Consider the following 24,661-nt stretch of genomic DNA (forward strand, 5'->3'; position numbering starts at 1 on the left):
CTCAAGCGTCGCGCGGCGCGTCGAACCCGCCGGCGCCCGTCGGCGCGGGCGTCGCGTCGATCTCGACGCGGTTCTTGCCTTCGTGCTTCGCGCGATACAGTGCACGGTCGGCCGCTTCGATCAGCGACGTCGTCGGCACGCCGGGAATCGGCACGACGCTCGCGCCGCCGATGCTGATCGTCACGGTGTCGCCGGTCGACGAATGCGCGTGCCGCAGCCGCAGCGCCTCGACCGCGAGACGGATCTTCTCGCCGAGCAGCCGCGCGGCGCCCGGCGACGTGGCCGGCATCACGACCGCGAACTCCTCGCCGCCGAAGCGCGCGGCGAGATCGCCCGACTGCCCGAGGCAGCGCTCGATGGTCGACGCGATCTGCTTGAGCACGCTGTCGCCCGACACGTGCCCGTACGTGTCGTTGTACAGCTTGAAATTGTCGACGTCGATCATCAGCAGCGACAGCTCGCTGCGATCGCGCGCGCCGCGCCGCCATTCGGCCGCCAGGTATTCGTCGAGATAGCGCCGGTTCGACAGTCCGGTCAGGCCGTCCGAGTGCGTGAGGCGGCGCAGTTCGAGATTGGCCTCGAGCAGTTGCTGCTGCGATTGCCGCAGCGCGCGATAGGCCTCGTCGCGCTGCAGCAGGTTCATGTACGAGCGCGAGTGGTAGCGGATGCGCGCGACGAGCTCGATGCGGTCGGGCAGTTTCACGAGGTAGTCGTTCGCGCCGGCCGCGAACGCGGCGCTCTTGATCACGGGCTCTTCCTGCGTCGACAGCACGATGATCGGCACGTCGCGCGTCGCCGGATTCGCGCGATAGGCCTTCACGAGGCTCAGCCCGTCGGTGCCGGGCATCACGAGGTCCTGCAGGATCACGGTCGGCCGCGTATCGAGCGCGCTGGCCATCGCGTCGTCCGAGCGCGGGCAGTAGTGGAAGTCGATGCTTTCTTCGTCGACGAGCGCGCGGCGGATGGCTTCCGCGACGATCGTCTGGTCGTCGACCAGCAGCACCATCGCCGGCACGTCGGCGGGCGGCGTGTACGGTCCACCCGGCGGGCGGGTCAGGTCGCTAGTCATGATCGATGCGGGTTGTTGCGAGGGCAGGCATGGGTGTTGCGGGTGTTCATCGGGTTCAGATTCGCGCGAGCGCCGCCAGCTCGCCCGCGATGCGCCCGAGCGGCAGGATCGCGCGCGCCGCGCCGAGCGTCGCGGCCGCCTTCGGCATGCCGTAGACGGCGCTGGTCGCCTCGTCCTGCGCGATCGTATGGTAGCCCTTCATCCGCAGCGCCTTCAGGCCGATCGCGCCGTCGCGGCCCATTCCCGTGAGCAGCACGCCGATCACGCGGCCGGGCCAGTGCTCGGTGAGGCTGTTGAAGAACACGTCGACCGACGGGCGATACGGCGTGGCGGCGGGCTCGCGCGTGTATTCGAGCGTGCCGGCGCGCGTGATGCGCAGGTGATCGTCGGTCGCGGCGAGCAGCGCGACGCCCGGTTGCGGGCGGTCGCCTTCGCGCGCGACGCGCACGGCGAGCGGCGTCTGCCCGTCGAGCCATTGCGCCATGCCTTCGGCGAACGCGCGGTCGACGTGCTGCACGATCACGATCGGCGCGTTGAAGTCGGCCGGCAGGCCGCCGAGGACCGACGCGAGCGCGCCGGGGCCGCCGGCCGATGCGCCGATCGCGATCAGCGGGCCGCCGCGCGTGCGGGCAGCCGTGCCGGCGACGCGCGTGCCGCCCGGTGCGTCGAGCAGGCGCCCGATCTGGTCGATCTTCGCGAGCAGCAGTCGGGTCGTGTCGCCGGCCGCGCCGTCGCCGAGCCGCGGCGTGTCGACCGCGTCGAGCGCGCCGGCGCCCATCGCCTCGAATACGCGCCATGCGTTCGCGCCGATACAACTCGTCACGATCAGGATCGCGCACGGTCGTTCGGATCGCATGATCCGGCGCGTCGCTTCGATCCCGTCGAATTTCGGCATGATCAGGTCCATCAGCACGACGTCGGGCGGCTGCGCGGCGCACAGTTCGACGGCTTGCGCGCCGTCGGTCGCGACCCACAGCACGCGGTGCTCGGGCCGTTGCGCGATCGCACGGCGCATCGCCTCGACGGCAAGCGGGAGGTCGTTGACGATGCCGATGTTCACAAGCGGAATTCTCCGGTCGGTTCGTAGTGTTGGAGGTGGGCCGGGTTCATGGAAAGCACTGCCCGTCCGGCGCCGCCGAACGGCATCGGCGGGCGGACGGCACGGAATTCTTTTCGGTTGGCGACGCCCCGCATGCTGTCATGCGGCGCGGGCGGCGGCAATCGAAAAATTCGCGCATTGTGCCGTTTCAGTACGTTTCCTCTGTGACGACGCGGCATTTCCTGCCGGCAACGGTGCCGGGTCGGCTGGCTCGTACGCGCCGGGATCGTGCAAACCCGCTACCGCAGGCCGCGGAAGCACGCATGTTACCGTGCCGGCTTCGATGAAAAAGAAGGGGAGAACCGGATGACCGCGCCCGACACCGTGCTCGTCAGCCGTGGCCCGTACGCGCCGATCGTGATCGAGCGCGAGGGCAGGTTGCTGTACCGGATCGACATCGAGAGCGGACATGCGTCCTTTCACCGCGAGTTTCCGGTCGAACCCGATGCGGTGCGCGTGCTGCGCGACGACGCCGAACGCTACTTCTTCCTGTTCGCGGCGCTTCACCATCCGTACCAGTTGCGCGCGACGAGCCTGTCCGACGCCGAGCGCGAACGCTACTTCGGCACGATCTTGTTTGCCGGCTGCGACGAGGTCGGGGCCTTCCTGACACGACTCGATCGCGGCAGCAACGGCGCGGTATCGAACCTGCTGAGAATCTTCACGCAGGCTGACTACGCGCAACTGCGCGCCGGACGGTGGTTCGGCACGGGCGCCGGCACGCCGGCCGCGTAGCGGCAACCGGCCGGACGACCGCCGCGCACCGGATGCGCGGCCGTGCCGTCGATCGTCGTCAATGGCTGCGCGCGTACCCCTGGATCAGCGCGCGCATCATGCCTTCGACCGTCGCGTCGAGCAGGTCGGTTTCCTGCTCGGCCTCCTCGACGAGCGCGGCATAGGCGGTCGCGAGCGTCACGCGGTCGACTTCCTGGCGCTGTTCCATCAGCGTCACCATCCCGTCCTTCGCCAGGTGAGCGGAGAACGCGCGGCTGCCGATGGTCTGGAATACGTCAATCATGGCGGCTCTCCCGAACGTTGCCGATGCTTTTCAGTGTAGTCGGCGCACCGGGGCTCCGCCATGCGCGGCGGCCCGTGCGGGCGGCCGTCCGCCGCCCCGATGCGGCGAATCGCGCCGCGCAACGCGCGTGACGACCCGCCATTCCTCCGATGAAACGCCGCCGACACATGGCCCGCGTACGGTGTCCGCACGCTTCAACGTTTACCCGAGGCAGTAAATCGTCGACTTTTTATCGATAAATTCTCGTGTTAGATTTCGCCGTCCGAGCCCGGTCGAAACCGGGCAGGCGGCGCGTCGCCACGGCGGCGCGCATCCAGATACGAGGAGGAGCAATGCTGGTGCTGATTGGGGTGCCGATCGTCGTGATCGGTTTTGCGCTGCGCTTCAATGCGCTGCTGGTGGTCACGATCGCGGGGCTCGCGACGGGGCTGGCGGGCGGGCTGAATCTCGTCGACATCGTCAGCGCGTTCGGCAAGGCGTTCACCGAAAACCGCTACATGGGGCTCATCTGGCTGACGCTGCCGGTGATCGCGCTGCTCGAGCGCAACGGGCTCAAGGAGCAGGCGAAGCGGATGATCTCGCGCGTGCAGGCGGCCACCACCGGCCGCGTGCTGATGCTGTATTTCGTGCTGCGCCAGGCCACGGCCGCGCTCGGCCTCACGTCGCTCGGCGGCCATGCGCAGATGGTGCGCCCGCTGATCGCGCCGATGGCCGAGGCCGCCGCCGTCAACCGGCACGGCGAGCTGCCCGAGTCGGTGCGCCAGCAGATCCGCGCGCATGCGTCGGGCGTCGACAACATCGCCGTGTTCTTCGGCGAGGACATCTTCATCGCGATCCAGTCGATCCTGCTGATCAAGGGCTTTCTCGAACAGAACGGGATCGTCGTCGAGCCGCTGCACGTGTCGGTGTGGGCGATCCCGAGCGCGATCGCCGCGCTGCTGATCCACTGCACACGTCTTGCGCTGCTCGATCGCCGGCTCACGCGCGGCTTCGGTCTGCTGGGGCAGGAGGGCACGCGATGATCGGACTCGAATCGCTGTACACGCTCGCGGGGCTGATGTTCGCCGCGTTTGCGTGCTTCAACCTGACCGACCGCACGAACCCGCGGCGCGTCGTCAATTTCGCGTTCTGGGCGATCTACGCGGTCACGTTCCTGTTCGGCGCGCTGTTGCCGCACTTCGTCACGGGTTGCCTCGCGATCGCGCTCGCGGTGATCGCCGGCTCGGGCAAGCTCGGGCGCGGCAAGTCCGATGAAGCCGGCGAAGCGGCGGCCGCGCGGCGCGAGTCGCTCGCGCAGCGCTTCGGCAACCGGCTGTTCCTGCCCGCGCTGCTGATTCCGGTCGTCACGCTGATCGGCACGTTCGCGCTGAAGCGCGTGCCGTTCGTCGATCCGAAGAGCGTGACGCTGATCTCGCTCGTGCTCGGCACGATCGTCGCGTTCGTCGTCGCGCTCGCGATGCTGCGCGATTCGCCCGTGCATGCGCTGAGGGAAGCGCGCCACACGATGGACGCGGTCGGCTGGGCCGCGATCCTGCCGCAGATGCTCGCGGCGCTCGGCGCGCTGTTCGCGGTCGCGGGCGTCGGCGGCGTGGTGTCGGGGCTCGTGAAGGACTGGGTGCCGATCGATTCGCCGTTCGCGGTGGTCGCGGCGTACACGGTCGGCATGGCGCTGTTCACGATGATCATGGGCAACGGCTTCGCCGCGTTCCCCGTGATGACGGCCGGCATCGGCCTGCCGCTGATCGTCCACCAGTTCCACGGCAACCCGGCGATCGTCGGCGCGATCGGGATGCTGAGCGGCTTCTGCGGTACGCTGATGACGCCGATGGCCGCGAACTTCAACATCGTGCCGGCGGCGCTGCTCGAACTGAAGGACAAGAACGGCGTCATCAAGGCGCAGTGGCCGACGGCCGTGCTGTTGCTCGCCGTGAACACGCTGCTGATGTACGCATTCGTATTCCGTTTCTGACTCGAAGGACGAGATCCTCATGACCGACCGACTCACGCCCGAACTCGCCTCGAAATTCGCGTCGCTCGCGCTCGCGCACCTGACCCGCGAATATCCGAACAAGCTCACGCATTCGCTCGAAGGCCCGCACGACGTGCAGGGGCCGCGCGCGCTGCATCCGATCTTCTACGGCAGCTACGACTGGCATTCGTGCGTGCACGGCTACTGGCTCGTGCTGCGCGTGCTCGAACGCTATCCGGCGCTGCCGGAGGCCGAACGTATCGTCGCGATCGTCGACGCGCACTTCACCGATGCGAACGTCGCCGGCGAGCGCGCGTATCTCGCGCTGCCGCACAACAGCGGCTTCGAGCGGCCGTATGGCTGGGCGTGGCTGCTTGCGCTGTCGGCGCAGCTTGAGCGGCTCGCGCTGAAGGGCGCGCTGCCGCAGGCCGCGCGCTGGGCGAAGACGATGGCGCCGCTCACCGACCTGTTCGTGTCGCGCTTCGAGACCTTCCTGCCGAAGGCGACCTATCCGCTGCGCGTCGGCACGCACTTCAACACCGCGTTCGCACTGGCACTCACGCTCGACTTCGCGCGTGAGACGCAACGCGACGGGCTCGCGGCGCTGATCGTCGATACCGCGAAGCGCTGGCACCTGAACGACGTCGCGTGCCAGGCGTGGGAGCCGTCGGGCGACGAGTTCCTGTCGCCCGCGCTGATGGAAGCCGAGCTGATGCGGCGCGTGCTGCCGGCGGCCGAATTCGACGGCTGGTTCGCGCGCTTCCTGCCCGATCTCGCGCGCGGCGAGCCGGCGACGCTGTTCGAACCGGCGACGGTCAGCGATCGCAGCGACGGCAAGATCGCGCACCTCGACGGGCTGAACCTGAGTCGCGCGTGGTGCCAGCGCGCGCTCGCCGGCGCGCTGCCGGAAGGGGATGCACGGCGCGCGAAGCTGCTCGACGCGGCCGAGCGACATCTTGCGAGCGCACTCGCGCACGTGGCCGGCGATTACATGGGCGAGCACTGGCTCGCGACGTTCGCGTTGCTCGCCGTGGAGGCGTAGCCACGCAGAACGCCGCGCGAAACCCCATCGGCGGCAAGGTCATCCATGCGCGGCTATACTCGCCGCTCGGGCCGCTTCGCGCAGCATGTCTCGCGCGAAGCGGCCATCCGCCAGTTCGCCGCTTCGCCATGGACAAGCTCATTTCCTACGTCGCCGCGATCCACGGGCTCGCCGGCCCGGTGTCGATCGTGTCGCATGCAACGTCGCACGACCGCTGGACCGACGACGACGTCGAGGTCACGCGCGACGAAACCGAATACCGCTTCGACAACGGCGCGATCGTGCGCCGCTCGGTCGAGCAGGATCGCGCGCCGTCCGATCTGCTGTGCGCCGAATGCTGGATCGACTACGACGTGATTCACCATCCCGATGCGCAGCCGATCACTCCGTCGCGGCTGACGTTCGACAACGCGTGCCGAGAAACTTTCTGGTTGCGTTATCACCTCGCGTGAGTGCGTGAGTGCGTGAGTGCGTGAGTGCGTGAGTGCATGAACGCATGAGCGTTCGAGCATTCGAGCGCCCGGCCGCGTCACCCCGGCGCCGCACCGTCCGCCGCATGCAGCAGCGGCGCCAGCCGTGTCGCCGCGTCGCGCATCTTCGCCACGTTCTCCAGCAGGTCGTTGAGCGTCGCGCGCGCGGTCGGCGCATGCACGGCGAGCGCCGCGAGCACGCGTCCGCTCGCCGCATCCTTCACCGGCACCGCGACGGCCACCATCCCGCGCACGAATTCCTCGTTGTCGATGCCGACGCCGCGCGCCGCGAGCCGGTCGAGTTCGGCCGCGAGCAACTGTGAATCGGTCAGCGTCCGGTAGGTCATCTTCTTCAGCGTGAGCCGCGCGAGCATCGCGTTGCGCTCCAGCGCGTTCATCTGCGACAGGAACAGCTTGCCGCTCGCCGTGCAATGCAGCGGCACGCGCATGCCGGGCCGCATTTCGAGCCGCAGCGGCTCGGTCGTCTCCACACGTTCGACGTACAGCACCGTGTCGCCGTCGAGCGCGGTCAGGTTGCAGGTCTCGCCGAGCACGTCGACGAGCGCGCGCAGCACCGACCGGCAGCCGCGCGTAAACGAATTGTTCGACAGCGCCGCCAGCGCGAACTGCGCGGCGCGCGGGCCGAGCGCGATGCCGCGGTCGTGGCCGCGCGAGTCGGGCATGTGGATCACGTAGCCGCGCGCTTCCAGCGATTCGATCAGCCGCAGCAGCGTCGCCTTCGGGATGTGCAGCCGCGCGGCGAGTTGCGACAGCGTGTACGGCTGCCCGGCCGACGCGAGCGCTTCGAGTACGGCGAGTGCGCGCAGTACGCGCGCGTCGTCGGCGGGCGCGCCGTCGGGCGGCGCGGAGGCGGGTTCGCGCATGTGTCTCCTCCGTCGGGATCGGCGTGCGTCCCGGGATGGTGTGCGATAGAAATGAAACGAATTGAACGGTTTTTGTACCACATTCGCGGCGTGGACAATAAATCGGCTTGTATGCGTTCCGTGTGCTCAATAAATTTGGACAAAACATACCGGATTTTTCATATCCGAACGGAGACACGGAATGACACGCACCTTCGACTACGTCGTGGTCGGCGCGGGATCGGCCGGTTGCGTCCTCGCCAACCGGTTGTCCGACGGCGGCCGCCATACGGTGTGCCTGCTGGAAGCCGGCCCCGCCGACAAATACATGTGGATCCACGTGCCGATCGGTTACGGCAAGACGATGTTCCACCCCGTGTACAACTGGGGCTTCCATACCGATCCCGATCCGAACATGCACAACCGCCGCCTGTACTGGCCGCGCGGTCGCACGCTCGGCGGCTGCAGCTCGATCAACGGGCTGATCTACGTGCGCGGGCAGCAGCAGGATTACGACCACTGGGCCGCACTCGGCAATCGCGGCTGGAGCTGGCGCGAGTGTCTGCCGTATTTCCGGCGGCTGGAACACAACACGCTCGGCGAAGGGCCGACGCGCGGCACCGGTGGCCCGCTGTGGGCGTCGGCGATCCGGCAGCGGCACGAGCTCGTCGATGCGTTCGTCGCCGCGTCGAACCGGCTCGGCGTGCGCACCGTCGACGATTTCAATACCGGCGACCAGGAAGGCGTCGGTTACTACCAGCTCACGACGCGCAACGGGCTGCGCTGCTCGACGGCGGTTGCGTACCTGAAGCCCGCGCGCGGGCGGCCGAACCTGCACGTCGAAACCGATGCGCAGGCGCTGAAGGTGCTGTTCGACGGCGCGCAGGCAAGCGGCGTGCGTTACGTGCAGCACGGCCAGGTTCGCGAGGTGCGCGCGTTGCGCGAGGTGATCCTCGCGGCCGGCGCGCTGCAGTCGCCGCAACTGCTGCAGGTGTCGGGCGTCGGGCCGGCCGCGCTGCTGAACCGGCACGGGATTCCGGTCGTCGCCGATCGCGCGGGTGTTGGCGAGAACCTGCAGGATCACCTGCAGGTGCGCCTGATCTACGAGGTGACGAAGCCGATCACGACCAACGACGAACTGCATTCGTGGATCGGCCGCGCGAAGATGGGCCTGCAATGGGCGCTGTTCCGCGGCGGCCCGCTCGCGATCGGCATCAACCAGGGCGGGATGTTCTGCCGCGCGCTGCCCGACGAATCGGCGACGCCCGACATCCAGTTCCATTTCTCGACGCTGTCGGCTGATTCGGCGGGCGGCAGCGTGCATCCGTTTCCCGGCTGCACATATTCGATCTGCCAGTTGCGGCCCGAATCGCGCGGCGCCGTGCGAATCCGCACCGACGATGCGCGCGACGCGCCGTCGATCCAGCCGAACTATCTGGACACCGAGCGCGACCGCCGCACGACGGTGGCCGGCGTGCGCTTCGCGCGCCGCGTCGCGGCGGCCGAGCCGATGGCGCCGCTGATGAAGCGCGAGGTGCGGCCCGGCGCGGATGCGCAGACGGACGACGAACTGCTCGAGTTTTGCCGCGAATACGGTCAGACGATTTTCCATCCGTCCGGCACCGCGAAAATGGGCGTCGCGAGCGATCCGCTCGCGGTCGTCGACGAGCGGCTGCGCGTGTACGGCACGCGCGGGCTGCGGGTGGTCGACTGTTCGATCATGCCGACCCTCGTATCGGGCAATACCAACGTGCCGATCGTGATGGTCGCCGAGAAGGCGTCCGACATGATCCTCGAGGACGCGCGCGAGGCCGATCGCGGCCGCAGCGTCGCACCGGCCGCCGAAGCCGTCGCGTAGCGCGGCGCGCCCGCGCGGCCCGTGCTCCTGCGCCCGGACGGCCGCCGCGCGCTCACCGGATGCCCCCGCCGGCACGGCGTCGGGGCAGGTTGCGGCGCATCCTTACCTGGAGAAGCTCGCATGGCAATCGATTCCCGGGTCGTCCGACGCGTGGCCGCGGCCAGCGTGATCGGCGCGACCGTCGAGTGGTACGACTTTTTCCTGTACGGCGTGGTCGCCGGCATCGTGTTCGACAAGCAGTACTTTCCGGCCGGCGACGCGTTCGTGTCGACCATGCTCGCGTATGCGACGTTCGCGGTCGGCTTCATCACGCGACCGCTCGGCGGCCTGCTGTTCGGGCATCTCGGCGACCGCGTCGGGCGCAAGTCCGCGCTGATCCTGACGATGCTGATCATGGGCGTGTCGACGGCCGGCGTCGCGTTCCTGCCGACCTACGCGCAGATCGGCATGTGGGCGCCCGTGCTGCTGCTGACGCTGCGCGTGCTGCAAGGCATCGGCCTCGGCGGCGAGTGGGGCGGCGCGGTGCTGATGGCGTACGAATACGCGCCGCCGCACCGGCGCGGGCTGTATGCGAGCCTGCCGCAGATCGGCCTCGCGATCGGGCTGTGCCTCGCAGCCGGCGTCGTCGCGGCGCTGTCGCGCGCGCTGCCCGATGCCGCGTTTCTCGCGTGGGGCTGGCGCGTCGCGTTCGCGGCGTCGCTGCTGCTCGTCGCGGTCGGCTTCTACATCCGCACGCGGGTGGCCGACACGCCCGAGTTCGTCGCGCTCAAGCGCCAGCGGCGCGATACGAAGCTGCCGGTCGTCGAGCTGCTCGGCAACTATCGGCAAGCGATCCTGCTCGGGATGGGTGCGCGCTATATCGACGGCGTGTTCTTCAACGTGTTCGCGGTGTTCTCGATCGGCTACATGACGCGCAACCTGTCGATCTCGCGCGGCGATGCGCTGCTCGGCGTGATGAGCGCGGCGGTCGTGATGTGCGTGTTCATCCCCGTGTTCGGCAGCCTGTCGGACCGGCTCGGCCGCGCGCGCGTGTATCGGTGGGGCGCGACGCTGTGCGGGCTGTCGGTGCTGCCCGCGTTCTGGCTGCTGCAGACGCAGTCGTCGAACCTGCTCGCGGTGTGGCTCGCGCTGGTGATCCCGTTCGGGATCTTCTACGCGATGGCGTACGGGCCGGAGGCCGCGCTGTTCGCGGAGCTGTTCGACGCGAACGTGCGCTACACGGGCATCTCGTTCGTCTACCAGGTGTCCGGCATTTTCGCGAGCGGCCTCACGCCGATCGTCGCGACCGCGCTGTTGCGCGTGAACGGTGGTGAGCCGTGGCTCGTCACGGTGTACGTGATGCTGTCCGCACTGCTGTCGGTCGTGTCCGCGCGGGCGATCGAGAAACGCGGCAGCCTGACGGGCGTCGCGGCGCGCGCGATGTGACGCCGCAGTGCGCGGGCGGGGCGGTGCGCGGGGCCGCATCGGCGCGGCGCCCGCCGGCGGCTTCGCCCGCGCGCCGCTGCCCGCCGTGTGCCGGCTCGCGCGCTGGTCCAAGCGAATCCGGTCCACTGGCCCTACCTGCGAAAAATCGGCCTGCCTACACTTTCCTCGACAGATCGCCGCATTGAAGCATCTGCACACGATCGACCCGAAGAGAACGATCAGGAGACAGGCATGACCTACAGGCAGTCGGCAACATTCGCCCGCGCGGCGGACACGCGCCCCGCATCAGTCAGTCGAATCGCCTCGCGCGCCCGTTGCGGCGCGGCAGGCACGCTTGCGTCGGAGGGCTGACCATGTCGACCTCCTCCATCGAACGCGCCGCGGGCGGGTTCGCCAACGGCCGGCCGAACGATACGCGTTACGACCCGACCTACGATCCGCTCGTATCGCCGGGCCCCGGGTGCGGCAGGCAGTACGCGCCGACCTACTGGGTCGCGACGGCCGGCAGCCCGCCGCCCGACGACGGCCCCGTCACGCGTGATCTCGATGTCGACGTCGCGATCATCGGCGCCGGCTACACGGGCCTCGCGACCGCGCTGTGCCTGGCGCGCGATCACGGCATCAAGGCCGTCGTGCTCGAAGCCAACCGCACGAGCTGGGGCTGCAGTAGCCGCAACGGCGGGCAGGGGCAGAACGCGTCGGGCCGGCTGTCGCGCTCGCAGTGGATCGAGCGCTGGGGCAAGGACGTCGCGCTGAAAATGCACGACGAGATCCTCGAAGGCTTCGAGCACTTCAAGTCGCTCGTGTCGGAAATCGACTGCGATCCGCAGCCGGGCGGCCATTTCCTGATCGCGCATCGCCCGCGCATCATGGCGAAGCTCGCGGCCGAGGCGAAGGTGTGGAAGGACGTGTTCGGCTATCCGTCCGAGCTGCTGAGCGCGGAGACGTTCCGCCGCGAATTCATCAACGACCACGAGGCGGCCGGCGCGCTGCACGAGCCGGAAGGCATCGGCATCCACGCGCTGAAGCTCGCGTTCGGCTACCTGCGGCTCGCGCGCGAAGCCGGCGCGAAGGTGCATACGAGCAGCCCCGTGCTCGGCTTCGAGACGATCGACGGCGTGCACCACCTGCGCACGCCGGGCGGCGTCGTGCGTGCGCGCGCGGTCGGCATCGCGACCGGCGCGTACACTGCACAGACGCTGCACCCGTCGCTGCGCAGCAAGGTGATGCCGATCCTGTCGAATTCGATGGTCACGCGCCCGCTGACGGACGCCGAGATCGACGCGTGCAATTTCCGCACGACGCAGGTGCTGACCGATACGCGCACGCTGCGCTTCTACTATCGTTTCCTGCCGGACCGCCGCCTGCAGATCGGCAGCCGCAGCGCGATCACCGGCGACGATGCGCCGAACCCGCGCCACCTCGACCTGCTGAAGGAAGGGATGGCCCGCAAGTTTCCCGCGCTGCGCGGCGTGGAGATCGATTATTCGTGGTGGGGCTGGGTCGACGTGAGCCACGACATGATGCCGCGCGTGTGCCAGCCCGATCCGCGGCAGTCGGTGTATTACGCGCTCGGGTACGGCGGCAACGGCGTGTCGTATTCGCAGCAGGCCGGCCGCCGGCTCGCCGAGCAGATCGCCGGGAAGGGTGCGCGCCAGACATTGCCGATCTTCACATCGCCGCTGCCCGGCCACCCGTTCGCGCCGTTCCGGCGCATCGGGCAGCGAATGCTCTACGTGTCGTACTTCAGGAACGACGAAAAGCCCTGAGCGCGGCGCGCACCACCCGGCGCAATGCGCTCGCGCCGGGCAATCCAACACAAGAAAAGCAACAGAAATCCGTGCGGCCGGGGCTGCAGGCGCCCCTGTACGCGCCGTCGCCGGCGGTGCCCGCGTTCGCCCTTGCGGTGAAGCGGGCAGCGCCGGACAACTGGATATGGAGAAGACATGCAACCCTCGATGAACCAGAGTGACCTGAAATGCGGGCTCAAGCAGCGCCACATGACGATGATCGCGCTTGGCGGCGTGATCGGTGCCGGGCTGTTCGTCGGCAGCGGCGTGGTGATTCAGCAGACCGGGCCGGCCGCGATCCTGTCGTTCCTGATTACGGGCGGGCTGGTCGTGCTCGTGATGCGGATGCTCGGCGAAATGGCGTGCGCGATGCCGGCCGTCGGTTCGTTCTACGAATACGCGCGGCTCGCGTTCGGCAACTGGCGCGGGCCCGGCAAGATGGCGGGCTTTCTCACCGGCTGGATGTACTGGTATTTCTGGGTGATCGTCGTCGCGCTCGAAGCGGTGGCGGGCGCGAAGCTGATCCAGTTCTGGCTGCCCGACACGCCCGCGTGGATCATCAGCCTCGCGCTGCTGGTCGTGCTGACGCTCACGAACCTGATCTCGGTCGGCAGCTACGGCGAGTTCGAATTCTGGTTCTCGTCGATCAAGGTCGGCGCGATCATCGTGTTCCTGTTCCTCGGGGCCTCTACGTGCTCGGCCTGTGGCCCGCATCGATGCACACGACGTCCGTGCTGCCGACGCTGCTCGGCCACGGCGGCTTCATGCCGCTCGGCATCGGGCCGGTGATGAGCGGGGCGGTCGCGGCCACCGGGTTCTACTTCGGCGCCGAGATCGTCACGATCGCGGCGGCCGAAGCGAAGGAGCCGGCCAAGGCCGTTGCGAAGGCAACCAATTCGGTGATCACCCGCGTGCTGGTGTTCTACGTCGGCTCGGTCGCGCTCGTCGTCGCGCTGGTGCCGTGGAATTCCGCGCAGATGGCCACGCCTTACGTGAGCGCGCTGGAAGTGATGGGCCTGCCGGCCGCCGCCAACGTGATGAACGCGATCGTGCTGACGGCCGTGCTGTCCGCGCTCAACTCGGGCCTCTACGCGGCATCGCGGATGCTGTTCGCACTGACCCGCCACGGCGACGCGCCGGCCGCGCTCGCCAAGGTCAACAAGCGCGGCGTGCCGGTGCGCGCGATCCTGCTCGGCACGGTGTTCGGCTACGTGTCGGTCGTGATGTCGTACGTGTCGCCTGACACCGTGTTCGCGTTCCTGGTCAATTCGTACGGCACCGTCGCGCTGTTCGTGTACGTGCTGATCGCGTTCTCGCAACTGCGCCTGCGCAAGCGTCTCGACCCGGTGGCGACCAGCAAGCTGCGCGTGAAGATGTGGGCGTATCCGTACCTCACCTGGGTCGCGATCGTCGGCATGATCGGGATTCTCGTCGCGATGGCGTTCATTCCGGACCAGCGCAAGCCGCTCTGGCTCGGCGTCGCGAGCCTCGGCGTGCTGGTCGTCGCGTACGGGCTGACGCGCCGCAGCCGCCGCGAGCATCTCGACGAAAGCGAGCTGCTGGCGTATCCGCCGCGGTAATGCGCGGTAACGGATGACGCCGAAGGCCCGGCGCGCGCGCCGGGCCTTCGCGTATGCGGCGCCGGCGGCGGCCCGATGGATGGCCGGCCAATCATCAGGCCGGCCGATAGGACCGATCGGCGGATGCGACTTTATGTCGGCGGCCGGCGCGACTAGCATGGTTGAACCGATTCACGGGTGCGCCCCGGCGGGGCGCGCCGTCATCCGCGAACGAGGACAGACGATGGAACACCGGGCACGCGAGCGCGACGAGCAGGCCGAGATCAAGACGACGACGTGCTACATGTGCGCATGCCGCTGCGGCATCCGCGTGCACCTGCGCGACGGCGAAGTGCGCTACATCGACGGCAATCCCGAGCATCCGCTGAACCAGGGTGTCATCTGCGCGAAAGGTTCGTCGGGAATCATGAAGCAGTATTCGCCCGCGCGGCTCACGCAGCCGCTGATGCGCAAGCCGGGCGCCGAGCGCGGCGACGCGCAGTTCGAGCCCGTATCGTGGGAAGTCGCGTTCGACGTGCTCGAAAAGCGGCTGTCGCACCTGCGCGCGACCGACCCGAAGCGTTTCGCGCTGTTCACCGGCCGCGACCAGATGCAGGCGCTCACGGGCCTGTTCGCGAAGCAGTTCGGCACGCCGAACTATGCGGCGCACGGCGGGTTCTGCTCGGCCAACATGGCGGCCGGGATGATCTACACGATCGGCGGCTCGTTCTGGGAATTCGGCGGGCCCGATCTCGACAACGCGAAGCTGTTCTTCATGATCGGCACCGCGGAGGATCACCATTCGAATCCGCTGAAGATTGCGCTCGGCAAATTCAAGCGCGCGGGCGGCCGTTTCATCGCGATCAACCCGGTGCGCACCGGCTACGCGGCGATCGCCGACGAATGGATTCCGATCCGCCCCGGCACCGACGGCGCGCTGTTCATGGCGCTGATGCACGAGCTGATCGCGCGCGATGCGTTCGATCTCGAATTCGTGTCGCGCTTCACGAACGCGGCCGAGCTGGTCGACCAGCGCGACGGCGCCGACACGTTCGGGCTGTTCGTGCGCGACGCCGGCGCGCCGGAGGTCAACGCGCTGTATCCGCAGAACCGGATGTGGTGGGACACGAAGACCCATCGCGCGGTGCTGCATCACACGGAAGGCACCGAGCCGGCGCTCGACGGCCGCTACACGCTCGACGACGGCACGCCCGTTGCGCCGTCGTTCACGCTGCTGCGCGAACAGGTGGCCGGATGCACGCCCGAATGGGCCGCCGACATCACCGGCATCGCGGCCGACACGATCCGCCGCCTGGCGCGCGAGATGGAGACGGTCGCGCGCGAGCAGGCGATCGAGCTGCCGGTGCGCTGGACCGATTCGTGGGGCAAGGAGCATGCGACGGTGAAGGGCGTGCCGATCGCGTTCCATGCGATGCGCGGGCTCGCCGCGCATTCGAACGGCTTCCAGACGATCCGCGCGCTCGCCGTGCTGATGTCGCTGCTCGGCACGATCGACCGGCCGGGCGGCTTCCGGCACAAGGCGCCGTATCCGCGCGCGGTGCCGCCGTCGGCGAAACCGCCGAACGACCCGGCGCAGATCAAGCCGAACACGCCGCTCGCCACCGGCCCGCTCGGCTGGCCGGCGGGCCCCGAGGATCTGTTCATCCATCCGGACGGCACGCCCGCGCGGCTCGACAAGGCGTTCTCGTGGGAATACCCGCTCGCCGTGCACGGGCTCATGCATTCGGTCATCACCAACGCGTGGCGCGGCGACCCGTATCCGATCGACACGCTGCTGATCTTCATGGCCAACATGGCGTGGAATTCGTCGATGAATACGACGGAAGTGCGCAAGATGCTGGTCGACAAGCGCGACGACGGCGAATACCGGATTCCGTTCCTGGTCGTGTGCGATGCGTTCGCGTCGGAGATGACCGCGTTCGCCGACCTGATCCTGCCCGACACGACCTACCTCGAACGTCACGACGTGATGTCGGTGCTCGACCGGCCGATCTCCGAATTCGACGGGCCGGTCGACTCGGTGCGCGTGCCGGTCGTGCCGCCGACCGGCGAATGCAAGCCGTTCCAGGAAGTGCTGATCGAGCTCGCGAGTCGGCTGAAGTTTCCGGCTTTCACGACCGCGGACGGGCAGCGCAAGTACCGCGACTATCCGGATTTCGTCATCAACTTCCAGACCGCGCCGGAGTCGGGCACCGGCTTTCTGATCGGCTGGCGCGGCAAGGACGGCGACAAGGCCGTCGTCGGCGAGCCGAACCCCGACCAGTGGAAGCGCTACGCGGAGAACAACTGCGTGTATCACCACCGGCTGCCGGAGCCGCTGCAGTACATGCGCAACTGCAACGGCCCGTACATGCAGTGGGCGGTCGACAACGGGATGCGCAAGTTCGGCGTGCCGATCGTGATCCAGCTCTACTCGGACGTGATGCAGAAATTCCGCCTCGCCGCGCAGGGCCGCACGTCGGGCCGCCAGCCGCCCGACCACCTGCGCGAGCGCATCGCGCGCTACTTCGATCCGCTGCCGTTCTGGCACCGGTCGCTCGAAAGCGGGCTGACCGATGCGAGCCGCTATCCGCTCGCGGCGATCACGCAGCGGCCGATGGCGATGTACCACTCGTGGGATTCGCAGAACGCATGGCTGCGGCAGATCCACGGCGAGAACCACCTGTTCGTGAACCCGCTGACGGCCGCCGCGCAGCAGATCGAGGACGGCGCGTGGATCTACGTCGAATCGCCGTGGGGCAAGGTGCGGTGCCGCGCGCGCTACAGCGAGGCCGTCGAGCCCGGCACCGTGTGGACCTGGAACGCGATCGGCAAGGCGGCCGGCGCATGGAACCTCGGCCCCTCCGCGGGCGAATCGCAGCGCGGCTTCCTGCTCAATCACGTGATTACCGACGAGCTGCCGGATGCGGCGCGCGCGGGGGCGCGGATGTCGAACTCCGATCCGGTCACGGGGCAGGCCGGCTGGTACGACGTGCAGGTGCGGATCTATCCGGCCGAAGCCGATGCCGCGACGACGCTGCCGCAGTTCGCGCCGATGCCGGCGCTGCCGGGCACGCCCCGCGTGCTGCAGCGCGTGCAGGCGTATTTCGCGGGCACCGGCGCATTCGCCGCGCGGCTGCGGCGCGCGGCGGCAACCGGCCCGAAGTCTGACGATCGCTAATCGAAGGAGCACAACCATGACCCAGATGGCCCTCGTCATCGACCTGAACGTGTGCGTCGGCTGCCATGCCTGCGTGACGAGTTGCAAGGAATGGAACACGTCGGGCGAGGCCGGCAGCCTCGCCGACCTGCGCCCGTACGACGACGACCCGTCCGGCACGTTCTTCAACCGCGTGCAGACGTATGAAGCCGGCGTGTTCCCGATGACCGACACGATCCACTTCCCGAAGTCGTGCCTGCACTGCGAGGACCCGCCGTGCGTGCCCGTCTGCCCGACCGGCGCGAGCTACAAGCGCAAGTCGGACGGGATCGTGCTGGTCGACTACGACAAGTGCATCGGCTGCAAGTACTGCGCATGGGCGTGCCCGTACGGCGCGCGCGAGCTCGACGAAGGCCGCAAGGAGATGACGAAGTGCACGCTGTGCGCGGATCGCATCGACAACGAAGCGCTGCCCGAGCGCGACCGCAAGCCGGCCTGCGTGCTCGCGTGCCCGACCTCGGCGCGGCTGTTCGGCGACGTGCACGATCCCGAGTCGGACGTGTCGCGCGCGATTCGCGAGCGCGGCGGTTATGCGCTGATGCCCGAATGGGGCACGCGGCCGTCGAACCACTACCTGCCGCGCGTGAAGACCGAAGCGTCGTGCGGGTGCGGCAGCGGCGGCGGATGCGGCAGCACGTCGGGCGGCCGCGACGCAGACGAATCGTTCGAGTCGCGCGCCGCACGCGGCGACATCGATCTCGTTTCGCTCGCGACGCAGCGCTGAGCGCAGCGACTTTCATTCAGAACCATACGGAGTTCCCATGCGCCCAGCCTTTTCGGTCGTTTTTCTCACCACGCTGTGCGGCGCCGCACAGGGCCTGCTGCTGACGCTCGTGATCGTCGAGGCGCTGGCGCGGCTGGCCGGCGTCGACGTGGCCGCCGCGTTCTACGTGACCGGCGCCGCGCTGTCGGTGGCGCTCGGCGTGCTCGGCCTGTTCGCGTCGTTCTTCCATCTCGGCCACCCCGAGCGCGCGTGGCGCGCGATCGCGATGTGGCGCACGTCGTGGCTGTCGCGCGAATGCATCGCGCTGCCGGTGTTTCTCGCGTGCGCATTCGCGTATGGCGCCGCGCACGCGTTCGGCTGGCCCGGCACGCTGCTGATCGGGGCGGTGGGGGCGCTTGCGAGCGTCGCGCTGTTCGTGTGCACCGCGATGATCTACGCGTGCCTGCGGTTCCTGCAGGAATGGGCGAGCCCGCTGACGCTCGTGAACTTCGTGCTGCTCGGCTGCGCGTCCGGCTGCACGCTTGCCACGGCCTGCGCCGCATGGCTCGCGCCGTCGCTGGTCGGCCGGCTCGCGGCGGCCGCCTGCGTGCTGACGCTCGCGGGTTGTGCGACGCGGCTCGCATCGCTCGCGCGCAACGCGCGGCTGCGGCCGAAGTCGACCGTGCAAAGCGCGACGGGTATCCGCAACGCGAAGGTCGAGCAGAAGTCGCGCGGCTTCACGGCCAGCGCGTTCAACACGCGGGAGTTTTTCCACGGGCAGGGCAACGGCACGTTGCGCGCCGTGAAGGCCGGTTTCCTGATCGGCGCGTTCGCGGTGCCGTTCGTGCTGACCGGTGCGGGTGCGCTCGCGCCGACGTCGGCCGCGGCGGCCGTCGCGCTCGGCGCGGCGTTCCTGATCCAGTATGCAGGGCTGGTCGCGGAGCGCTGGTTCTTCTTCGCGGATGCGCGGCATCCGCAGAACATCTACTACCAGCGCGCGTCATGACGATGCGTGCGCGCCGCCGCGCTGCGCTAGAAGGTTTGCGCGAGCGCGCGGGCCGCTTCCTGCAGGCGCGGCACGCAGTCGAGCAGACGCGACAGCGGCGCGCGCGACACGGGCGCATGGACGGCCACCGCCGCGATGCACGCGCCGTCGTCGCCGACGATCGGCGCGGCGATGCACACGATGCCCGCGACGAATTCCTCGTTGTCGATCGCGACACCCTTGTGCGCGGTGCGGTCGAGTTCGGCTTCGAGGAGTTCCGGGTCGGAGATCGTGTTCGGCGTATGGCGCGGCAGCGCCATCGCGCGCACCAGCGCCGCGCGTTCGTCGCTCGGCAGCAGTGCGAGCAGCAGCTTGCCGCTGGCGCTGCAGTGCGCGGGCACGCGCGAGCCGGGCTTCAGGTCGAGCCGCAGCGGCCAGTCGGCCTCGACGCGGTCGAGATAGACGACGTCGGTGTCGTGCAGCGCGGTCAGGTTGCAGGTTTCGCCGAGATCGGCGACGAGCCGTTCGAGGATCGCATGACGCAGCCGGCGCGCGCCCGCATGCAGCATCACGCCGGTGCCGAGCCGCGCGAGACGCGGGCCGATCGCGTAGGCGTTCTTGCGGCCCGGCTCGCGGATCACGAGGCCGCCGGCTTCGAGCGACGCGAGCATCCGGTGCAGCGACGCTTTCGGAATATCGACTTCGCGCGCGAGATCGGCGAGCGACACGGCATCGCCGGCCTGGACGAGATGTTCGAGCAGCGCGAAGGCGCGCAGCGTGGGCGTATCCGCGGGAAGCATGTCGGGCGTTCCGGAAACTGGACTGCGGCCATTGTACCGAACGGCCCGGCAGGCCGGCCGCGCGGGGCGTGCGCCCGGCCGGGTCGGCCCGAATTCTCCGCAACGGAACGAATCGTTCCATCAACATGACCGGCGCGGGCGGTGTCGATCGATGCCCGCGCAACCAATATGCAACGACAGGAGCGCAACGCAATGGATGGGGTGGCGAACAAGCCGGACTGGATGGTGTCGGTCCGCGAACGGTTCGGGTTCGATTCGGACCTGATGGTGCCCGCGTTCAGCGTGCGCGACGATCACGTGCCGGATGTGGACGACGCATACCGCTTCAACCCGGACGTGACGCTCGCGATCCTCGCGGGTTTCGCGCGCAACCGCCGGGTGCTCGTGCAGGGCATGCACGGCACCGGCAAGTCGACGCATATCGAGCAGGTCGCCGCGCGCCTGAACTGGCCGTGCGTGCGCGTGAACCTCGACGGCCACATCAGCCGGCTCGACCTCGTCGGCAAGGATGCGATCGTCGTGCGCGACGACGTGCAGGTGACCGAGTTCCAGGAAGGGATCGTGCCGTGGGCGCTGCAGCGCCCGGTCGCGCTGATCTTCGACGAATACGACGCGGGGCGGCCCGACGTGATGTTCGTGATCCAGCGGATTCTGGAGCGCGACGGCAAGTTCACGCTGCTCGACCAGAACCGCGTGATCCATCCGCATCCGTCGTTCCGGCTGTTCGCGACCGCGAACACGGTCGGGCTCGGCAACCTGAACGGGCTCTATCACGGCACGCAGATGCTCAACCACGCGCAGATGGACCGCTGGAACGTGGTCGCGACGCTCGACTACCTGCCGCGCGACGAGGAGATCGGCATCGTGCGCGCGCGTGTGCCGGAACTCGCGGACGAAGCCGGCCGCCCGCTGCTCGAATCGATGGTGAGCGTTGCCGAGCTGACGCGCAACGGCTTCGCGACCGGCGACCTGTCGACGCTGATGTCGCCGCGCACCGTCATCAACTGGGCCGAGAACTGCCAGATTTTCCGCGATCCGGCGCTCGCGTTCCGGCTCACGTTCCTGAACAAATGCGACGACGCCGAGCGGCCGGTCGTCGCCGAGTATTACCAGCGCTGTTTCGGCGAGGAACTGGCGGTGGCGTCGCGCGCCGGCGGCGAGCCGGGAGCGGGGCGGTGAGCGCCGATCGCGACGCCGCGCGCCGCGCGTCGGTGCGCGAAGCGCTGGGCGCGTCGACCGTGCGCGCGCTGACGCGCGATCCGGCCTTGCATTACCGCGCCGGCCGCGTGTGCCGCGATTTGCGGCCGCTGCCGATCCATGCGCCGCATCTGCGCGCGCAGGCGGCCGACGACGATATCGCATCGTGGCGCGGCGCGGCCGATGGCGCTGCGCTGCGCATCCTGCATTCCGATGCCGACCTGCATCGCGCGCGCCTGGGCGACGATCCGGTCGAACGCGTGCTGTTCGAAATGCTCGAGCAACTGCGCTGCGAATCGCTGGCGCCGCCGGCGATGCGCGGCGTCGTGCAGAACCTGCGCCATCGCTTCGAAACCTGGTCGCGCGCGTTTCACCGGTCGGGGCAGGCCGATACGCACGTGGGGATTCTCGTGTACACGGTCGCGCAGATCGCCTGGTCGCGGCTGTCGGGTTGGCCCGTGCTCGACGAAACGGAAGACCTGATCGAAGCGTCGCGCGCGGCGATCGTGCCCGAGATCGGCATGCAGCTCGCCGGGCTGCGGCGCTGCCGGCACGATCAGCGCGAATTTGCCGCGCATGCGCTGGCGCTCGCGCAATGCATCGCGGCGATGATCCGCGCGGCGCGCGCGGCCGTCGTCGACCCGGAAGCGGACGATGCGCGCGAACCCGACGACGCGCTGACGAATTTCTCGCTGTGGGTCGATTTCGACGACACGGGCATCGACCTGCCGGCGCTCGTGGAGACCGGCGACAGCGTCGTGCTGCACGGCAGCGATGCAACCTATCGCGCGTACACGACGCGCTACGACCGCGAGCTGCGGCCGGCCGTGCAGATTCGCGCGGCGTTGCTGCGCGAGTATCGCGACCGGCTCGACGCGCAGGTCGCCGCGCAGCGGATCAACGTCACGCGGCTGGCGGGCGTGCTGCGCGCGGCGCTCGTCGTGCCGCAGGCCGACGGCTGGTCGTTCGGCGAGGAGCATGGGCGGCTCGACGGCCGCCGGCTCGCGCAGCTCGTCAGTTCGCCGGCCGAGCGTCGGCTGTTCCGGCTGGAGCGCGTGAAGCCGCACGCGGACTGCGCGCTCGCATTCCTGATCGACTGCTCCGGTTCGATGAAGGCGTGGATCGACGGCGTCGCGCTGATGGTCGACACGCTCGCGCGCGCGGGCGACGCGGCGGGCCTCGCGACCGAAGTGCTCGGCTTCACGACGCTCGCATGGAACGGCGGCCGCGCGCGGCAGGACTGGCTCGCGCGCGGCAAGCCGCGCCATCCGGGGCGGCTCAACGAAACCGGTCATCTCGTGTTCAAGGACGCGGACACGCGGTGGCGGCACGCGCGCACGGGCATTGCCGCGTTGTTCAAGGCCGACCTGTTCCGCGAAGGCATCGACGGCGAAGCGGTCGAATGGGCATGCGCGCGGCTCGCGGCGCGGCCGGAGGCGCGGCGGATTCTCGTCGTGATCTCGGACGGCAGCCCGATGGATGGCGCGACCGCGCTCGCGAACGATCCGTACTACCTCGACAACCATCTGAAGCAGGTCGTCGCGCGCCAGGAGGCGGCCGGCCGCGTCGAAATCCTCGGGCTCGGCGTCGGGCTCGATCTCGGCCCGTACTACCGGCACCGGCTCGCGATCGATCTCGCATCGGCGCCGGACATGAAGCGGCTCGTCGAAATCGCCGGCTGGATCGGCGCGCGGCGATGAATGTGTGGAGCCGGGCAGTGAAGCCGAATGCGGATCAGGCCCGGTGCAGCAGCGGCGGCAGCGAGGTTGCGATCAGCCCGACGCCGATCGCCATCAGCACGCCGAACGCGAGCCGGCGCGTCGCGACGGGCGACAGCGGCGGCGGGTAATGGCGCGCGGCGATCGTCATCAGCATCACGACCGGCGTGGCCAGCGCCGCCAGCAGCCAGATGTCGCGATCGAGCTGGCCTTCGCACGCGCTGTACAGCACGCGCGTGGCCGAGGTCGTCGTGAACAGCACGATCAGCGCGCAGCGGATCTGCACGAGCGTCAGCGGTTGCCGGTAGAACTGGAAGATCAGCGGCGGCCCCGACACGCCGAACATCCCGCTCAGCAAGCCGCCGAACAGGCCGCTGACGAAGAAGCTGCGGTTGTCCGAGCGTTCGGTCAGCGGTGTCGGGCGCAGCGCCGCGCTCAGGCCGCCGTACAGCACGACCGCGCCGAGGATCAATTGCAGCAGGTCGGCCGCCGAGCGGCTCAGGCATTCGAGCAGCAGCACGCCGGCGACGACCGACGGCAGGATGCCGAGCGTCGCCGCGCCGACCGCGCGCCAGTCGATGTGATGCAGCCGGCCCGGCAGCGCGGTCGCGCCGTTCGCGAGCGACACGATGCTCATCAGCGTGGCAACGGTCGCGAGCGGCGCGAGCCCGAGCCCGCTCGTCGCGCCCATCACGATCATCCCGAGCCCGAAGCCGGTCACGGTCTGGAAATAGCTGCCGGCGCCGATCACCGCGATCAGGATCGCCAGTTTGTCGGCCGTCATGCGTGTGCGGCCTCGCCGGTCGCGGCGCGTTGCGCGGCCGCCTGCGCCTGCACGGTGGTCGCCGCGATCACGTGATACACGTCGTCGGCGCTGCAGCCGCGCGACAGGTCGTTCGCGGGCCGGCGCAAGCCCTGCAGCAGCGGGCCGACGGCTTTCGCGCGGCCGATCCGCTCGGCGAGCTTGTAGCCGATGTTGCCGGCTTCGAGGCTCGGGAACACGAGCACGTTCGCGTGGCCACCCACCTGCGAATGCGCGATCTTGCGTTCGGCGATTTCCGCGACGATCGCCGCGTCGAGCTGCACGTCGCCGTCGATCGCGAGCGCGGGGCGCAGCTCGCGCACGCGCGCGGTCGCCGCGGTGACCTTGTCGACCGCCGCGTGATGCGCGCTGCCGCTCGTCGAGAACGACAGCATCGCGACGCGCGGGTCCTCGCCGAGCAGCGCGTGCGCGCTGTCGGCGGCGGCCATCGCGATCTCGGCGAGCTGGTCGGCATCCGGATCGACGACGAGCGCGCAGTCGGAGAAGATCAGCCCGCCCTTGATCGTGTGGAACGGCTCGCACAGCATCATCAGGAAGAAGCTCGACACGATCCGGAATGCCGGGTCGACGCCGATCAGCTGGATTGCGGCGCGCACCACGTCGGCCGTCGCATGCACGGCGCCCGCGACCGAGCCGTCCGCGTCGCCGAGCCGCACCATCAGGTTCGCGTGGCAGAGCGGGTCGAGCACGGCTTCGCGCGCGGCGTCGGCCGTCATGCCCTTGCTCTTGCGCAGCGCATGCAGCGCGTCGGCATACGCGTCGCGCGTCGCGGATGCGGCCGGATCGACGAGCGTCATGCCGTCGAGATCGACGGCGTCGCGCGCGGCTGCCGCGTGGATCGCCGCGCGGTTGCCGACGAGCACGACGCGCGCGATGCCGTCGCGCGTCGCGCGTGCGGCCGCGTGCAGTACGCGTGGATCGTCGGCTTCGCACAGCGCGATGCGCATCGGCTGGCGGCGCGCGGATTCGAGAATGCGGTCGAGGGCTTTCATCGGGAATTCGAAGTAAAAAAGGCCGGATGCGGCGGCCCGCACGGGGCACGGCGTCCGGCCG

20 protein-coding genes and 1 pseudogene are annotated in these 24,661 nt (G+C 69.2%); 14 read left to right on the forward strand and 7 right to left on the reverse strand.

Features of this window, described 5'->3' with window-relative positions:
* Nucleotide 1: 1 nt before the first annotated feature.
* Together BBJ41_RS18785 and cheB are read right to left on the reverse strand one after the other, a co-directional pair.
* Complete coding sequence (locus BBJ41_RS18785; RefSeq protein ID WP_069747865.1) at nt 2-1,069, reverse strand: diguanylate cyclase domain-containing protein; 1,068 nt, start codon at nt 1,067-1,069, stop codon at nt 2-4.
* Between the two features lie 55 nt (nt 1,070-1,124).
* Complete coding sequence (gene cheB / locus BBJ41_RS18790; RefSeq protein WP_069747866.1) at nt 1,125-2,129, reverse strand: chemotaxis response regulator protein-glutamate methylesterase; 1,005 nt, start codon at nt 2,127-2,129, stop codon at nt 1,125-1,127.
* A 345-nt stretch (nt 2,130-2,474) separates the two neighbouring features.
* Here cheB and BBJ41_RS18795 point away from each other — a divergent pair, with 345 nt between their 5' ends.
* Nucleotides 2,475-2,903 (forward strand): hypothetical protein, encoded by a 429-nt coding sequence (locus BBJ41_RS18795; RefSeq protein ID WP_069747867.1) that lies wholly within the window; start codon nt 2,475-2,477, stop codon nt 2,901-2,903.
* Nucleotides 2,904-2,961: 58 nt separating this feature from the next.
* On the opposite strand, the gene BBJ41_RS18800 is transcribed toward BBJ41_RS18795, so the two are convergent.
* The gene (locus BBJ41_RS18800) at nt 2,962-3,186 is read right to left on the reverse strand and encodes a hypothetical protein (RefSeq protein ID WP_069747868.1); all 225 of its coding nucleotides are present in this window, start codon (nt 3,184-3,186) and stop codon (nt 2,962-2,964) included.
* Nucleotides 3,187-3,518: 332 nt separating this feature from the next.
* Here BBJ41_RS18800 and BBJ41_RS18805 point away from each other — a divergent pair, with 332 nt between their 5' ends.
* The 4 genes from BBJ41_RS18805 to BBJ41_RS18820 all read left to right on the forward strand — a co-directional run bounded on the left by BBJ41_RS18805 (nt 3,519) and on the right by BBJ41_RS18820 (nt 6,649).
* Entirely contained in the window at nt 3,519-4,208 is a 690-nt protein-coding gene (locus tag BBJ41_RS18805) for a DUF969 domain-containing protein (protein ID WP_069747869.1), read from the forward strand.
* On the forward strand, nt 4,205-5,155 hold the full coding sequence (locus tag BBJ41_RS18810) for a DUF979 domain-containing protein (RefSeq protein WP_069747870.1): 951 nt from the start codon (nt 4,205-4,207) through the stop codon (nt 5,153-5,155). Before BBJ41_RS18805 ends, BBJ41_RS18810 begins: the two co-directional genes overlap by 4 nt.
* Nucleotides 5,156-5,174: 19 nt before the next feature.
* The gene (locus BBJ41_RS18815) at nt 5,175-6,197 is read left to right on the forward strand and encodes a DUF2891 domain-containing protein (RefSeq protein ID WP_069747871.1); all 1,023 of its coding nucleotides are present in this window, start codon (nt 5,175-5,177) and stop codon (nt 6,195-6,197) included.
* A gap of 128 nt (nt 6,198-6,325) precedes the next feature.
* Entirely contained in the window at nt 6,326-6,649 is a 324-nt protein-coding gene (locus BBJ41_RS18820) for a hypothetical protein (RefSeq protein ID WP_069747872.1), read from the forward strand.
* A gap of 77 nt (nt 6,650-6,726) precedes the next feature.
* On the opposite strand, the gene BBJ41_RS18825 is transcribed toward BBJ41_RS18820, so the two are convergent.
* Nucleotides 6,727-7,551, reverse strand: coding sequence for an IclR family transcriptional regulator (locus BBJ41_RS18825; RefSeq protein WP_069747873.1), 825 nt, complete (start codon nt 7,549-7,551; stop codon nt 6,727-6,729).
* Nucleotides 7,552-7,732: 181 nt separating this feature from the next.
* Between BBJ41_RS18825 and BBJ41_RS18830 the strand changes: the two genes are divergently transcribed.
* The 7 genes and pseudogenes from BBJ41_RS18830 (at nt 7,733) to BBJ41_RS18860 (ending at nt 19,091) form a co-directional block, all read left to right on the forward strand.
* Nucleotides 7,733-9,388, forward strand: a complete 1,656-nt coding sequence (locus tag BBJ41_RS18830) for a GMC family oxidoreductase (RefSeq protein ID WP_069747874.1) — start codon at nt 7,733-7,735, stop codon at nt 9,386-9,388.
* Nucleotides 9,389-9,508: 120 nt separating this feature from the next.
* On the forward strand, nt 9,509-10,813 hold the full coding sequence (locus BBJ41_RS18835; protein WP_069747875.1) for an MFS transporter: 1,305 nt from the start codon (nt 9,509-9,511) through the stop codon (nt 10,811-10,813).
* A 353-nt stretch (nt 10,814-11,166) separates the two neighbouring features.
* The gene (locus tag BBJ41_RS18840) at nt 11,167-12,582 is read left to right on the forward strand and encodes an NAD(P)/FAD-dependent oxidoreductase (RefSeq protein ID WP_069747876.1); all 1,416 of its coding nucleotides are present in this window, start codon (nt 11,167-11,169) and stop codon (nt 12,580-12,582) included.
* A 177-nt stretch (nt 12,583-12,759) separates the two neighbouring features.
* Nucleotides 12,760-14,183 (forward strand): annotated as a pseudogene (locus BBJ41_RS18845) (amino acid permease).
* 223 nt (nt 14,184-14,406) lie between these two features.
* Entirely contained in the window at nt 14,407-17,343 is a 2,937-nt protein-coding gene (locus BBJ41_RS18850) for a molybdopterin oxidoreductase family protein (RefSeq protein ID WP_069747877.1), read from the forward strand.
* Between the two features lie 16 nt (nt 17,344-17,359).
* Nucleotides 17,360-18,106, forward strand: a complete 747-nt coding sequence (locus BBJ41_RS18855; protein ID WP_069747878.1) for a 4Fe-4S dicluster domain-containing protein — start codon at nt 17,360-17,362, stop codon at nt 18,104-18,106.
* Nucleotides 18,107-18,143: 37 nt separating this feature from the next.
* A complete protein-coding gene (locus BBJ41_RS18860) occupies nt 18,144-19,091 on the forward strand; it encodes a dimethyl sulfoxide reductase anchor subunit family protein (RefSeq protein WP_069747879.1) in 948 nt (315 codons plus the stop codon).
* A 26-nt stretch (nt 19,092-19,117) separates the two neighbouring features.
* Here the strand turns inward: BBJ41_RS18860 and BBJ41_RS18865 are convergent, their stop codons facing one another.
* Nucleotides 19,118-19,870, reverse strand: coding sequence for an IclR family transcriptional regulator (locus BBJ41_RS18865; protein ID WP_069747880.1), 753 nt, complete (start codon nt 19,868-19,870; stop codon nt 19,118-19,120).
* A gap of 192 nt (nt 19,871-20,062) precedes the next feature.
* On the opposite strand from BBJ41_RS18865, the gene BBJ41_RS18870 reads away from it, so the two are divergent.
* Nucleotides 20,063-21,049 (forward strand): AAA family ATPase, encoded by a 987-nt coding sequence (locus BBJ41_RS18870; RefSeq protein ID WP_069747881.1) that lies wholly within the window; start codon nt 20,063-20,065, stop codon nt 21,047-21,049.
* A complete protein-coding gene (locus BBJ41_RS18875) occupies nt 21,046-22,767 on the forward strand; it encodes a cobaltochelatase CobT-related protein (protein ID WP_069747882.1) in 1,722 nt (573 codons plus the stop codon). The genes BBJ41_RS18870 and BBJ41_RS18875 overlap by 4 nt, the downstream gene beginning before the upstream one ends.
* Before the next feature lie 34 nt (nt 22,768-22,801).
* Here BBJ41_RS18875 and BBJ41_RS18880 read toward each other — a convergent pair whose 3' ends face one another.
* Nucleotides 22,802-23,569 carry a sulfite exporter TauE/SafE family protein gene (locus BBJ41_RS18880; RefSeq protein WP_069747883.1) on the reverse strand — a complete coding sequence of 256 codons (768 nt, stop codon included), beginning with the start codon at nt 23,567-23,569 and terminating at the stop codon, nt 22,802-22,804.
* Nucleotides 23,566-24,600, reverse strand: coding sequence for a phosphate acetyltransferase (gene pta / locus BBJ41_RS18885; protein WP_069747884.1), 1,035 nt, complete (start codon nt 24,598-24,600; stop codon nt 23,566-23,568). The genes BBJ41_RS18880 and pta overlap by 4 nt, the downstream gene beginning before the upstream one ends.
* Nucleotides 24,601-24,661: the final 61 nt, after the last annotated feature.

The sequence above is a fragment of the Burkholderia stabilis genome (assembly GCF_001742165.1).
Lineage (GTDB): Bacteria > Pseudomonadota > Gammaproteobacteria > Burkholderiales > Burkholderiaceae > Burkholderia > Burkholderia stabilis.